Genomic DNA, 13,968 nt, shown 5'->3' on the forward strand with positions numbered 1-13,968 from the left:
CGGCCGGCTGCCGCCGGGCCGACGGAGGCGCGGCCGTCACGGCAGGGGCTGGGGTGGGCGGGGGCCCTGGTACTGGCCGGTGGGGCGCATGCGGAGCGGGCGTTCCTGGTACTCCTCCAGGGCGTGCGCGATCCAGCCCGCCGTGCGGGACACCGCGAAGACCGTCTCGCCGGCCTCCGCCGGCATCCCGCAGGACACCGTCAGCACCGCCAGTGCCAGGTCCACGTTGGCGTGCAGCCCGGGCCGCCGGGCGGCGGTCGTGGCGACCACCTCACGGGCCGCCGCCAGGGCCGGCGCCGCCTGGGGCAGGGTCTCCAGCCGCGCGAACAGGGCCCGGGCCCTCGGGTCCTCGCCCGCGTACAGCCGGTGGCCGAGCCCCGGAACCCGGCGCCCCGCCCGCAGGTGGTCGGCGACCACGGGAGCGGCGCCGCCCCGCTCCAGGGCTTCGGCCAGCATCCGGTGCGCCAGCCGCCCGGCCGCTCCGTGCAGCGGGCCTTCGAGCGCGCCGAGCCCGGCCGAGACCGCCGCGTACGGATGGGCGCGCGCCGAGGCGGCCACCCGTACGGCCAGGGTCGAGGCGGCCAGGTCGTGGTCGATGAGCAGGGCGAGTGCCAGGTCCAGCGCGGCCAGCGCGTCCGGGTCCGGCTCGCGCGCCGTCAGGCGGGTCCACAGCTGCCGGGACAGCCGGCCGTCCCCGCGCCAGCCGGACGGGCCCACCTCGGGCAGCGCGCCGACCAGGGTCGGGATCAGGCAGCGCGCGGAGCCCAGGACGGCTTCCGCGGACAGGTCGAACCTCAGGGGGTCCGCCACGGCCGCGGCGGCGGTGGCCACGCGCAGCCGGTCGAGGGGGCCGCTGTGCTCGGGGAGCGCCGCCACGGCCCGGCGTGCCGCCGCGAGGGGTTCCGGAGGAGCGGTGAACCGGGCTCCGCGCACCAGGGTGCCCGTCCAGAGCCACTCGGCGACTTCCTCGTACGGGTGGCGCGAGGCCAGCTCGACGGCGTCCACGCCCCGGAAGTAGTACCGGTCGGGCTCGATGAGGGTGAGGGAGGTCCGTACCGCGAGCTCTCCGGCGGAACCGGCGGGGGCAGCGGCCTCGCGCCGGTTGCGCCGGGCCAGTGACTCCACCTCGGCGGCGTCGAAGCTGCTGCCCCGGCCGACGGCGTCGCGGCGGCTCGTGAGCTGGCCGCGGCTGACGTACGCGTACACGGTCGCCGGCTTCACGCCGAGCAGTTCGGCTGCCTGCCGGGTGCTGAGCCTGTCGTTCATGACGTACACCCTACATATGTTGATTCAATCAATATTGACAAGTATTGAGTCAAGCATGGATGGTCGATCCATGAATACCAGCGCCCTGCACACCAGCGTCGAAGTACCCCGCGGCCTCGCGGGAGTCGTGGTCACCGAGACTGAACTCGGTGACGTCCGTGGCCGGGAGGGCTTCTACCACTACCGCCAGTACTCGGCCGTCGAGCTCGCCGGGAGCCGCAGCTTCGAAGACGTCTGGCACCTGATGTTCCGCGGCGCCCTGCCCGCCGACGCCGCCGAGCTCGCCGCGTTCGCCGCGGAGATCGCCCCGCTGCGCCGGCTCCCCGCCGAGGTACGGGACGCCCTGCCCGCCCTCGCCCGGGCCACCGCCCTGTCCGGGCCGCTCGCCGGGCTGCGCACCGCGCTCTCCCTGCTCGGCGCCTCGGCAGGGTTCCGCCCCGTCTACGACCTCGACCCCGGGCGCCGGGCCGCCGACGCACTCGCCGCCTGCGCCGCCGTACCGACCCTGCTCACCGCCCTCCACCGGCTCGGACAGGGCCTGGAGCCGGTGGAGCCGCGCGAGGATCTCCCGTACGCCGCCAACTACCTGTACATGCTGACGGGGCAGGAGCCCGACCCGGTCAAGGCCCGCGCCGTCGAGCGGTACCTGATCTCCACCATCGACCACGGGTTCAACGCCTCGACCTTCACCGCCCGCGTCATCGCCTCCACCGGCGCCGATGTCGCGGCCTGCCTGACCGGGGCGATAGGCGCGCTCTCCGGCCCGCTGCACGGCGGCGCCCCCAGCCGGGCCCTGGACACGCTCGACGCCATCGGCACGGCGGACCGCATCGACGGGTGGATCCGCGAACGGGTCCTCGCCGGGGACCGGATCATGGGCTTCGGACACCCCGTCTACCGCACCGAGGACCCGCGTTCGCGCATGCTGCGCGACACGGCCCAGGAGTTCGGGGGCCCGCTCGTGGACTTCGCGGTCGAGGTCGAGCGGCACGTCGAGCGGATCCTCGCCGAGCTCAAGCCGGGCCGCGAACTGCACACCAACGTGGAGTTCTACGCGGGCGTGGTCATGGAGCTGTGCGGGCTGCCGCGCGAGATGTTCACCCCGACCTTCTGCGCGGCGCGCGTGGTCGGCTGGAGCGCGAACATCCTGGAGCAGGCCGCCGACTCGAAGATCATCCGACCGGCCGCCCGGTACACCGGCCCGACCCCGCCGCAGCCGGTACCCGTGCTCGGCTGACACCGGGCTGGCTACGATCGACCGGGTGAACAGCAGGCAGCCCATCCCCGTCGTCGTCCTCACCGGATTCCTCGGATCCGGCAAGACCACCGTGCTCAACCACCTCCTGGCCAACCGGGGAGGCACCCGGATCGGGGTCGTCGTCAACGACTTCGGGTCCATCGAGATCGACGCGATGTCGGTGGCCGGCCAGGTCGGTGACTCGATGGTCTCGCTCGGCGGCGGCTGCCTGTGCTGCGCGGTCGACGGCAGCGAACTGGACGCGTACCTGGAGAAGCTCGCCGCTCCCGTCCACCGCATCGACGTGATCGTCATCGAGGCGAGCGGTCTGGCCGAGCCGCAGGAGATGATCCGGATGCTCATGGCCAGCGAGAACCCGGCGATCCGCTACGGCGGCATGGTGCAGATCGTGGACGCGGCGGAGTTCGACGCCACCCGCGCCCGGCACCCCGAGACGGACCGCCATCTCGCCGTCGCGGACCTGGTGGTGCTCAACAAGACCGACCGGGTGGACGCCGCCGAACGGGCCCGGATCGAGGGCGTGCTCGGCATGCTCCGCGGCCCCGGGACCCCGGTCGTCGGGGCCGACCACGGGCGGATCGACCCGGAGCTGCTCTTCGACCGCCGGCCCTGGACCGAGACCCGCGGCCAGCTCTCCTTCGAGGACCTGCTCGCGGAGGCCGGCCACCACGCCGACGGCGACGGCGACGGCGACGCCGACGGTCCCGGTCCCGGCCACGATCACTGCGGGCACGCCCACGCGGCGTACGAGAGCACCGAGTTCGTGTCCGAGCAGGCGATGAACCCGCGCCGGTTCATCGACTTCCTCGACCGCCGCCCCGCCGGGCTCTACCGGATCAAGGGCTTCGTCCACTTCGGTGTCCCGGGGCACGAGGAGCGCTACGAGGTCCATGCCGTCGGCCGCTTCCTCCGCTTCGCCCCCGGTCCCTGGGGGCGGGGCGAGCCGCGCCTGACCCGGCTCGTCCTGATCGGCTCCGGCACGGACGGCCCCGGCCTGCTCCGCGAATTGGAGGCATGCCGCGAACCGGACCCGCGCGGTGTGAGCCCGGAGAGCATGTGGGGCATCCTGCGCTACGTGGCCAGGCCCGCTCAGCCGCCCGCCGGCGACCCGGCGGAAGCCCAGGGCTAGGGCCTGGGGTCGCCCGCCGCGGCGTCAGGCGACCTCGACCCCGTACTCGCCCAGCAGGACCTCCAGGCCGCCGCGGTAGCCCTTGCCGCCGATCACGAAGTCCCAGTCGCCGTTGGAGCGGCGCCGGAACGAGCCGAGGACCAGGGCGGTCTCGCCGGCCCGCCCGTCCGAGACGTCCAGCCGGCCGAGTTCCTCGCCACCGGCGGACAGCAGCCGGATGTGCGCGTCGGTGAACCCGGCGAGGTCGGCGTGCGGGTCGACCTCCGGGTCGATCGCGGCCACGAGGACCAGGCGGTCGGCGGGCTCGGGCAGGGCGTCGAAGGAGACCTCCAGCGCCGCCCTGTCGGGCGCCGGGTGCGTGCGGGCCCGTACCGAACCGTCCGGCGTCCGCGGGTTGTTGTAGAAGACGAAGTGCTCCTCGCTCAGCACCCGGCCGCCCTCGCAGACGAGCGCGCACACGTCCAGCGCGACGGACCCCGACCAGGACATGCCGAGCACGTTGTGGTCCGCCGGGGGAGCGGGCTCGGGCGTCCGCCGGGCGGTCGCCGCCGGGGCCGCGTCCGGGGTCGCGCGCGGGGCGGGAGCCGGAGCCGCGCTCGGGGCCGTGGGCGCGCCGCCGAGCCGGCCGCGCAGCCCGTACTGGTGGAGCAGATCGACCAGGTCCGCCCCGGGAACCAACTCCAGCGGCTTGCCGTTGGCAAAGGTGTACGACCCGGGCCCGAAGGACGCGGTGGTGACGAGCACCCCCTTGTTCGCCCCCTTGTCCTGGACCGTGCCGTACAGATCACGCACGGCCGTCGGCGGCACCGTGTTCCGGTAGCGCTTGACCTGTACGACGATCCGCCCGCCCCGGATCGGCGCCGGGTCCACCGCCTCCACGTCCACGCCGCCGTCGCCCGACCGCTGCGTGGTCACCGCCTCCATGCCCATCGCCCGGAACAGCTCGGCGACCAGGTTCTCGAAGGCGATCGGGTCCATCGCGAAGAGGTCCGGCTCGTCCTCGTCGCCCGCGTGCCCGCCGTGGCTGACGACGTCCCCGCCGACCTCGTCCGGCCGGCGTCCGGGGCGCACCGCCGTCAGCTGGTCGGGGCGCGCCGAGAGCTGCCCTCGCAGGCCCTCCACCAGGCACTCCACCGCGCTGACCTGCTCCAGCCGCAGTCCCTCGAAGGCGGACCGCTCCGCCGATACGGTGGCAAGGACGATGTGTGCCTCCCGGCCCGTCGCCGGATCGTGGTCGTCCACGAAGCCGTTGACGACCACCGAGTCAAGCGCGCCGAACTCGTCGGCGGCGTAGAGCTCGCGCACCACCAGGAGTACGCACTGCGCCAGCAGGTCCCGGTACAGCGCCCGTCGCTGCGTGACCGGGCGGACGGTCTCCTTGTCCTGGTCCGTACTCGGCAGGTACCGCACGGACTTGGCCTCGGGCACCACCCCGTAGGGGGGCAGCTCCCAGTCGAGCACCAACTGCCTCGGCGCCTGGTCGTAGGCGGCGGAAACCTGCCTCGGCAGCTCCTCGGGCCAGGCCGTGGAGGCGTACAGGGCGGCTGAGAAGTACTCCACCACAGCCTCCGCCTCGCCGGCGCGCAGCCTCCCGGCCAGCTCGCTCAGCCCGCGGTTGTGTGCGCGGATTCCCGCGAGCTGCTCAGTGGCCCACCGGTCGTACTGCTGCCGGTGCTCGGCGAGCTGCTGTTGACGCCGTGTCTCCGCGGCTTTCGCCTTTTGATGAGCCCGTGCGTGCTGGGCCTGTGCCTCGCGCTCCGCCTGAGCCCGCCGGTAGGAGCCCAGAGCCATCCCGCTGCTCTGCTGCAGGAACTGCTCGATGTGGGGCATGGCCACGGGATGTGCCAAGGACCCAGGACGGAAGGGTTCGAGCTCTTCGTCCCGCACGAGCGAGGCCATTCGGAACGCCGCTGCCCCGCAGCCCGCGACCAAGAGGTTCTGGAGGGTCGCGACCTCGGCCTCTATGCTCTCCGTGCGGCGCCGAGCCTCGTCGTCGCGACGCTGCCGGTATGCGGCCTGCTGCTCGCGCTCTCCCCGGGCCACGTCCCGGTCCCAGGCCCGCCGGCGGCGCTCCGCCTCGCGCTGCTGGATCAGCTGCGTCCGCTGCTGCCTGCGCTGAGCCTCGGCCCAGTCACCGATCATCCCGCTCGACTGACGGCTCATCAGTTTTCCCCCGCCCCCACCACAAGCACCAACGGGAAAACACTAGTCGGCATTCGGGTGGTACGTCCCCCTGGTCGCACCACCCGAACGCCCTCGTACGTCCTACAGCGCGGGCCCCGCCAGCGCCGCGACGACGGCGGGCAGCGCGGCCCCCGATCCGTCCCGCCGCGGGTCTACGGGCGGCAGCTCGGCCGGAGCGCCGTTCGCCGCGGCGGCCCGGACCGGGGCGTTGCCCGCCCAGGCCAGCACCAGGACGTCCTCACCCTTGAGGAACCGCTGGCAGCGCACGCCACCGGTGGCCCGCCCCTTGCGCGGGTACTGGTCGAACGGGGTCAGCTTCCCGGACAGCACCGAGTCGTCGAGCGTCCCGTGCGAGCCCGCCACCGTGAACACCAGCGCGTCCCGGGCCGGGTCCACCGCCGAGAAGTGGATCACCTTGGCGTTGTCGGCGAGCTTGATGCCCGCCATGCCGCCCGCCGGGCGGCCCTGCGGGCGCACCTGGCTCGCGGGGTAGCGCAGCAGCTGCGTGTCGTCCGTGATGAAGACCAGGTCCTCCTCGCCGGTCCGCAGCTCGACCGCGCCGACGATCCGGTCGCCCTCCTTGAGGGTGATGACCTCCAGCTCGTCCTTGTTCGCCGGATAGTCCGGCACGACGCGCTTGACCACGCCCTGTTCGGTGCCCAGCGCCAGGCCCTGCGAGGACTCGTCCAGCGAGGTCAGGCAGATCACCTTCTCGTCCGCCTCCAGCCCGGACAGGAACTCCGAGACGGGGGCGCCGCCGGCCAGGTTCGGCGCGGCGTGGGTGTCCGGCAGCTGCGGCAGGTCGATGACCGGGAGCCGCAGCAGCCGCCCGTACGAGGTGACCACGCCGACGTCCGCCCGGGCCGTCGCCGCGACCTGCGAGGCGATCAAGTCGTGCTTCGCGCGGGCGCCGCCCTCCTCCTCCGGCAGCGGATCGCCGTTCGCGGTGCGCGCCAGCAGACCCGTCGACGACAGCAGCACCCGGCAGGGGGTGTCCGCGACCTCCAGCGGAACCGCCGCGACCGCCGTCCCCGCCGACTCCAGCAGGACCGTACGCCGCTCGGTGCCGAACTTCTTCGCGACCGCCGCCAGTTCCGCGGAGACCAGCTTGCGCAGCTCGCTGTCGGACTCCAGGATCCCGGTCAGCTCGTCGATCTCGCCGTTCAGCCGGTCGCGCTCGGACTCCAGCTCGATCCGGTCGAAGCGGGTGAGCCGGCGCAGCGGGGTGTCCAGGATGTACTGGGTCTGGATCTCGCTCAGCGAGAAGCGCTCGATCAGCCGCTCCTTGGCCTGCGCGGAGTTGTCGCTGTCCCGGATGAGGCGGATGACCTCGTCGATGTCCAGCAGGGCCACGAGCAGGCCCTCGACCAGGTGCAGCCGGTCACGGCGCTTGGTGCGGCGGAACTCGCTGCGGCGGCGCACGACCTCGAAGCGGTGGTCTAGGTAGACCTCCAGCAGCTCCTTGAGGCCGAGCGTCAGCGGCTGTCCGTCGACCAGCGCGACGTTGTTGATGCCGAAGGACTCCTCCATCGGCGTCAGCTTGTAGAGCTGCTCCAGCACGGCCTCCGGGTGGAAGCCGTTCTTGATCTCGATGACCAGACGCAGGCCGTGCGAGCGGTCGGTGAGGTCCTTGACGTCCGCGATGCCCTGGAGCTTCTTCGAGCCGACCAGGTCCTTGATCTTCGCGATGACCTTCTCGGGGCCGACCGTGAAGGGCAGTTCGGTGACGACCAGGCCCTTGCGGCGCGCCGTCACCGTCTCGACCGCCACCGTCGCGCGGATCTTGAAGGTGCCGCGGCCGTTCTCGTAGGCGTCCTTGATCCCCGAGAGACCGACGATCCGGCCGCCCGTGGGCAGGTCCGGACCCGGCACGAAGCGCATCAGCGCCTCCAGGTCCGCCTGCGGGTACCGGATCAGGTGCCGGGCGGCCGCGATGACCTCGCCCAGGTTGTGCGGGGGCATGTTGGTGGCCATGCCGACCGCGATGCCGGAGGCGCCGTTGACCAGCAGGTTCGGGTACGCGGCGGGCAGGGCCACCGGCTCCCGCTCCTGGCCGTCGTAGTTGGCGGTGAAATCGACCGTGTCCTCGTCGATCGACTCCGTCATCAGCGACGTGGCGTCGGCCATCTTGCACTCGGTGTAACGCATGGCGGCCGGCGGGTCGTCGTTGCCGAGGGAACCGAAGTTGCCGTGGCCGTCGACCAGCGGCAGCCGCATCGAGAACGGCTGGGCCATGCGCACGAGGGCGTCGTAGATCGACGCGTCACCGTGCGGGTGCAGCTTGCCCATCACCTCGCCGACGACGCGGGCGCACTTCACGTACCCGCGGTCGGGGCGCAGGCCCATCTCGTTCATCTGGTAGACGATGCGGCGGTGCACCGGCTTCATGCCGTCCCGGGCGTCGGGCAGGGCGCGGGAGTAGATCACCGAGTACGCGTACTCGAGGAAGGAGCCCTGCATTTCGTCGACGACGTCGATGTCGAGGATCTTCTCCTCGAAATCCTCCGGCGGCGGGGTCTTCGTGCTGCGGCGGGCCATCGCTGCGCGGCTCCTTAACCAAGAAAGATGGTGTGCTGGGGGTCTGGCTGGGTCTGGCTGGTGTTGTTGACGGGGTCCGAGTCGGTTGACGCGGACCATTGTGTCCCGAGGCACCGACAACGCCGACTCCGACCCTGGGGGTCACCCCCGGACGGAGTCCCGGGGGGAACTGAGCCGGGAACTTCTACGGGCGTCGGCGCGCTTGCATACAGTGGCAGGTCTGACACAAATCTCTGCATTGCGATCGAAGGGACCACATGCCCATGGGTCACACGGCCACAGCCCAGGCCGGCTCCGGCGGCCTGACAGCGACCGAGCACCGGCTGGCCAACGGCCTGCGCGTGGTGCTCTCCGAGGACCACCTGACCCCGGTTGCCGCGGTCTGCCTCTGGTACGACGTCGGCTCGCGCCACGAAGTCAAGGGGCGAACCGGCCTGGCTCACCTCTTCGAGCACCTGATGTTCCAGGGCTCGGCGAGCGTACCGGGCAACGGGCACTTCGAGCTCGTCCAGGGTGCCGGCGGTTCGCTGAACGGCACCACGAGCTTCGAGCGCACCAACTATTTCGAGACCATGCCCGCCCACCAGCTGGAGCTCGCGCTCTGGCTGGAGGCGGACCGGATGGGCTCGCTCCTCGCCGCCCTCGACGACGAGTCGATGGAGAACCAGCGCGACGTCGTCAAGAACGAGCGCCGCCAGCGCTACGACAACGTGCCGTACGGCACGGCGTTCGAGAAGCTGACCGCCCTCGCGTACCCCGAGGGCCACCCGTACCACCACACCCCGATCGGCTCGATGGCCGACCTGGACGCGGCCTCGCTGGAAGACGCGCGCAATTTCTTCCGGACGTACTACGCGCCCAACAACGCGGTGCTGTCGGTCGTCGGCGACATCGACCCCGAGCAGACGCTGGCGTGGATCGAGAAGTACTTCGGCTCGATCCCCTCGCACGACGGCAAGCAGCCGCCCCGCGACGGCTCGCTGCCCGAGGTCATGGGGCAGCAGCTGCGCGAGGAGATCGTCGAGGAGGTCCCGGCGCGTGCGCTGATGGCCGCCTACCGGCTCCCGCACGACGGCACCCGCGAGTGCGACGCCGCCGACGTGGCGCTGACCATCCTGGGCGGCGGGGAGTCCTCGCTGCTGCACAACCGGCTGGTACGCCGCGACCAGACGGCCGTCGCCGCCGGCTTCGGCATGCTCCGCCTGGCCGGGGCGCCGTCGCTGGGCTGGCTGGACGTCAAGACCTCCAGCGGCGTCGAGATCCCCGCCATCGAGGCGGCCGTCGACGAGGAGCTCGCGCGGTTCGCCGCCGAGGGCCCGACGGCCGAGGAGATGGAGCGCGCCCAGGCGCAGCTGGAGCGGGAGTGGCTCGACCGGCTCAGCACGGTCGCCGGCCGCGCCGACGAACTGTGCCGCTTCGCGGTGCTGTTCGGCGACCCGCAGCTGGCCCTGACCGCCGTCAAGCGGGTCCTCGACGTCACCGCCGAGGAGGTCCAGGCCGTGGCCGCGGCCCGACTGCGCCCGGACAACCGCGCGGTGCTGGTGTACGAGCCGCTCCCGGCCGCGGACGCCGCCGACGCGAACACCGACGAGACCGAGCACGCCGAGAACGAGGGGGCGGAGCAGTGAGCGACACCGCAGCCGTCACGATGACCTTCCACCCGCGCCCGGAGGCCGGCGAGGCCCGTCCCTGGGCCTTCCCGGCGCCCGAGCGCGGCGCGTTGCCCAACGGGCTGACGCTGCTGCGCTGCCACCGCCCCGGGCAGCAGGTCATCGCCGTCGAGATCAACCTCGCGGCCCCGCTGGACGCCGAGCCCGAGGGCCTGGACGGCGTGGCCACCATCATGGCCCGCGCCCTGTCCGAGGGCACCGACAAGCACTCCGCCGAGGAGTTCGCGGCCGAGCTGGAGCGCTGCGGCGCCACCCTCGACGCGCACGCCGACCACCCGGGCATCCGGGTCTCGCTGGAGGTGCCGGCCTCCCGGTTGGCCAAGGCCCTCGGCCTGCTCGCCGAAGCGCTGCGCGCGCCGGCCTTCGCCGACAGCGAGGTGGACCGGCTGGTGCGCAACCGGCTCGACGAGATCCCGCACGAGCTGGCCAACCCGCAGCGCCGCGCCGCCAAGCAGCTCTCCAAGGAGCTGTTCCCGGCCGCCCTGCGGATCTCCCGCCCGCGCCAGGGCACGCAGGACACGGTCGCCCGCATCGACTCCGCGGCCGTACGCGCCTTCTACGAGGCCCACGTACGCCCCGCCACCGCCACGGCGGTGGTCGTCGGCGACCTGACCGGCATCGACCTCGACGCCGTCCTCGCGGACACCCTGGGCACCTGGACCGGCGACTTCGCCGAGCCGCTGCCGGTCCCGCCGGTCACCGCCGACGACACCGGCCGCGTGGTCATCGTGGACCGGCCCGGCGCGGTCCAGACGCAGCTGCTGATCGGCCGCATCGGCGCCGACCGGCACGACCGCCTCTGGGCGGCCCAGGTGCTCGGGACGTACTGCCTCGGCGGCACCCTGACCTCCCGTCTGGACAAGGTGCTGCGCGAGGAGAAGGGGTACACGTACGGCGTGCGCGCCTTCGGCCAGGTGCTGCGCTCCACGGCCGACGGCAAGGGCGCCTCGATGCTCGCCATCAGCGGCTCGGTGGACACCCCCAACACCGGCCCGGCGCTGGAGGACCTCTGGAAGGTGCTCCGCACCCTCGCCGAGGGCGGTCTGACCGATGCCGAACGGGACGTGGCGGTGCAGAACTTGGTGGGCGTCGCCCCGCTGAAGTTCGAGACCGCGGCCTCCGTCGCGGGCACCCTCGCCGACCAGGTCGAGCAGGAGCTGCCGGACGACTACCAGGCGCGGCTGTACGCGCAGCTCGCCGAAACCGGCACGGTGGAGGCGACTTCGGCGGTCGTGAAGGCGTTCCCGGTGGACCGGCTGGTCACGGTCCTGGTGGGCGACGCCGCGGCGATCGAGGAACCGGTGCGTGCCCTCGGGATCGGTGACGTCACGGTGGTCGGCAACTAGGCGGATCCGGACACGTTTCCGAAGGGGCTCCGGCGGCTTGTCTGCCGGAGCCCCTTATGTCTGTTTAGCGGTGAGGTTGCGTGTATGCGGTGTGGCGTACGCAACAAAAGCGCGAGTCTGTTTGGCGATTGACTGATGATCCGCCTAGCGTCAGGCGTGCTGTTCGTCAGTTGTGCCCGCCGCAATCCGCGGCACCGGACAGCGATCGCCGAGTCCCCGTCAGGCGCGAGCCTGGGGAGCCGGGGACCCACATGCGTCCCTGGGGTGAATCGGACCGCCTCGCAAGAGGGGGCCCGTAGGAGACCTTCCTGCTCCGAACCCGTCAGCTAACCCGGTAGGCGAGAGGGAAGGAAAGGATCAACCCCTTCATGGCGTTTGGCAGTCGTGCCGCCGGCAAGCACCGTGGTTCCAGCCGTCTGAGCCGCAAGACCGCCGGCTACGCCGGCATCGCAGCCCTCGCCACCACCGGTGTCGTCGGCTCCATCGCAGCCCCCGCGTTCGCCGCGGACGGCAACAGCGCCCCGTCCATGGAGGACACCGGCCTCAACGCCGTCGTCGTCGCGGACGAGCTCCCGGGCGAGATCGAGGCCCAGGCCGACTCCCAGCAGCGCGCCGCCGAGGCCGCCGCCGCCAAGGCGCAGGCCGAGGCCGACGCCAAGCAGCAGGCCGCAGAGGCCAAGCGCGTTGCCGAGGCCAAGGCGAAGGCCGAGCGCGACGCCGCCGAGCGCGCGGCCCGCGAGGAGGAGCGCAAGCGCCTCAACACCTTCGTCGCCCCGGTGGACGGCTCGTACGTCAGCACCCAGTACCACGCGGGTGGCGGCATGTGGTCCTCCGGCAGCCACACCGGCATCGACTTCCACGCGGCCTCCGGCACCTCGGTGCACGCGGTGGGCGCGGGCACCGTCGTCGAGGCCGGCTACGGCGGCGCGTACGGCAACAACGTCGTCATCAAGCACAACGACGGCACCTACACCCAGTACGGCCACATGTCCTCGCTGAGCGTCTCCGTCGGCCAGCAGGTCACCCCGGGCCAGCAGATCGGCCTGTCGGGCTCCACCGGCAACTCCAGTGGCCCGCACCTGCACTTCGAGGCCCGCACCGGCGCCCAGTACGGCTCGGACATCGACCCGGTCTCGTACCTGCGCTCGCACGGCGTCAACGTCTGACCCGTCCGACGCGCTCCGCACCGCTTCGAAGAAGACCCCGGCTCACCGAGCCGGGGTCTTCTTCGTGTGGCAAACATTTCGAATATCCGGCCGTCCTCGGAAATTATCGTGTGTTGCAATAGAGTCGCCGTACGGAAGTCGTCGGTTGATGGTCGGTAGTCGGAATTAAGCGGAGGTCCGGTCTTGCGTATTCCCGCGCACGCGGTATGCACAGCGATCCGCGACGACATCGTCTCCGGGGTCTTCGGGCCGGGCGGCAGACTGACCGAGGAGGTGCTGGCCCGGCGGTACGGAGTCTCCCGCGTCCCCGTCCGCGAGGCGCTGCGCACCCTGGAGTCCGAGGGGTTCGTCACCACCCGCAGACACGCGGGCGCCTGTGTGGCCGAGCCGACCGAGCAGGAGGCCGCGGACCTCCTGGAGGTACGGATGCTGCTGGAGCCCCTCGCGGCCGCCCGGGCCGCCCGCCGGCGCAGCGAGGCCCACCTCAAGGTGCTGCGCGGGCTGGTCAGGCTGGGTCAGGAGCGGGCCAGGAGGGGCCAGGGGGAGGATCTGCGGGCCCTGGGCGGCTGGTTCCACGAGACGCTCGCCCAGGCCTCCGGCAGCCCCGGGCTGATCGCGCTGCTGACGCAGATGCGGCACAAGATCGCCTGGATGTACTCGGTGGAGGCCCCGGCGCGCCCCGTGGACTCCTGGGCGGAGCACGGCGCGATCGTGGACGCGGTGGCCCGGGGCGACGCCGAGCGGGCGCGGACGCTGACCGCGATCCACGCGGACCGGGCGGCGGGCGCGCACCGGATCAGGGTGAGGACTTCGCAACCTGCCGTAAACATGTCGAGCGGCTCGCATTAACAATGCCCGTATACAAAGGACGGATATTCGCGGCGTCCCCGGATATCCGTGGGGTGGCTCGATTCGGGCCGGTTTTCGCTGCCCGGACTATCGGAATTCGCGGTGGCGCCCGGAATCCCCGTTTGTGCGCCTCGCTCCCGGTGTCCGAAAACGCGTGAGCCGTGGTCCCCGGTATTCCGGGGGCCACGGCTCGTTCGCGCGGACGCGAGGGTCGAACCCGAAGGGTCAGACGGTCTCCGGGAGCTCCTCGAGGCCCTCGGCGACCAGCTTCGCGAGGCGGTCCAGAGCGGCCTCCGCGCCCTCGGCGTCGGAAGCGAGGACGATCTCCTCGCCGCCCTGGGCGCCCAGGCCCAGAACCGCCAGCATGGAAGCGGCGTTGACGGGGTCGCCGCCGGCCTTCGCGATGGTCACCGGGACGCCGGAAGCGGTCGTCGCGCGGACGAAGATCGAGGCGGGACGAGCGTGCAGGCCCTCGGCCCAGCCGACGTTGACGCGGCGCTCTGCCATGGTGATGCCCTTCAGGTTCTTACGGTTGTCTAGACCAGTCTCTCACGGCACCCGG

Annotated in this window: 10 protein-coding genes and 1 riboswitch; of the genes, 6 read left to right on the plus strand and 4 right to left on the minus strand. The window is 72.2% G+C overall.

Features of this window, described 5'->3' with window-relative positions:
• Positions 1 to 36: 36 nt before the first annotated feature.
• A complete protein-coding gene (locus tag OG982_RS23205; RefSeq protein WP_266783748.1) occupies positions 37 to 1,266 on the minus strand; it encodes a citrate synthase in 1,230 nt (409 codons plus the stop codon).
• Between the two features lie 70 nt (positions 1,267 to 1,336).
• Between OG982_RS23205 and OG982_RS23210 the strand changes: the two genes are divergently transcribed.
• On the plus strand, positions 1,337 to 2,503 hold the full coding sequence (locus OG982_RS23210; protein WP_266783746.1) for a citrate synthase/methylcitrate synthase: 1,167 nt from the start codon (positions 1,337 to 1,339) through the stop codon (positions 2,501 to 2,503).
• Positions 2,504 to 2,528: 25 nt separating this feature from the next.
• The gene (locus OG982_RS23215) at positions 2,529 to 3,653 is read left to right on the plus strand and encodes a GTP-binding protein (protein ID WP_266783744.1); all 1,125 of its coding nucleotides are present in this window, start codon (positions 2,529 to 2,531) and stop codon (positions 3,651 to 3,653) included.
• Positions 3,654 to 3,677: 24 nt separating this feature from the next.
• Here the strand turns inward: OG982_RS23215 and OG982_RS23220 are convergent, their stop codons facing one another.
• Together OG982_RS23220 and OG982_RS23225 are read right to left on the minus strand one after the other, a co-directional pair.
• Entirely contained in the window at positions 3,678 to 5,816 is a 2,139-nt protein-coding gene (locus OG982_RS23220; protein ID WP_266783742.1) for a restriction endonuclease, read from the minus strand.
• Positions 5,817 to 5,918: 102 nt separating this feature from the next.
• Positions 5,919 to 8,375, minus strand: coding sequence for a DNA topoisomerase (ATP-hydrolyzing) subunit A (locus OG982_RS23225; RefSeq protein ID WP_266783740.1), 2,457 nt, complete (start codon positions 8,373 to 8,375; stop codon positions 5,919 to 5,921).
• A 263-nt stretch (positions 8,376 to 8,638) separates the two neighbouring features.
• On the opposite strand from OG982_RS23225, the gene OG982_RS23230 reads away from it, so the two are divergent.
• The 4 genes from OG982_RS23230 (at position 8,639) to OG982_RS23245 (ending at position 13,406) form a co-directional block, all read left to right on the plus strand.
• On the plus strand, positions 8,639 to 10,003 hold the full coding sequence (locus OG982_RS23230; RefSeq protein ID WP_266949195.1) for a pitrilysin family protein: 1,365 nt from the start codon (positions 8,639 to 8,641) through the stop codon (positions 10,001 to 10,003).
• A 20-nt stretch (positions 10,004 to 10,023) separates the two neighbouring features.
• Positions 10,024 to 11,391: a pitrilysin family protein gene (locus tag OG982_RS23235; protein ID WP_266949963.1), complete on the plus strand. Its 1,368-nt coding sequence runs from the start codon at positions 10,024 to 10,026 to the stop codon at positions 11,389 to 11,391.
• A gap of 196 nt (positions 11,392 to 11,587) precedes the next feature.
• A riboswitch (cyclic di-AMP (ydaO/yuaA leader) is annotated at positions 11,588 to 11,747 on the plus strand.
• Between the two features lie 12 nt (positions 11,748 to 11,759).
• Entirely contained in the window at positions 11,760 to 12,557 is a 798-nt protein-coding gene (locus OG982_RS23240) for a M23 family metallopeptidase (protein ID WP_266783736.1), read from the plus strand.
• A gap of 183 nt (positions 12,558 to 12,740) precedes the next feature.
• Entirely contained in the window at positions 12,741 to 13,406 is a 666-nt protein-coding gene (locus tag OG982_RS23245) for a GntR family transcriptional regulator (protein ID WP_266783734.1), read from the plus strand.
• 225 nt (positions 13,407 to 13,631) lie between these two features.
• Here the strand turns inward: OG982_RS23245 and OG982_RS23250 are convergent, their stop codons facing one another.
• Positions 13,632 to 13,913 (minus strand): HPr family phosphocarrier protein, encoded by a 282-nt coding sequence (locus OG982_RS23250; RefSeq protein ID WP_266783732.1) that lies wholly within the window; start codon positions 13,911 to 13,913, stop codon positions 13,632 to 13,634.
• Positions 13,914 to 13,968 lie beyond the last annotated feature (55 nt).

It is taken from the genome of Streptomyces sp. NBC_01551 (assembly GCF_026339935.1).
GTDB lineage: Bacteria > Actinomycetota > Actinomycetes > Streptomycetales > Streptomycetaceae > Streptomyces.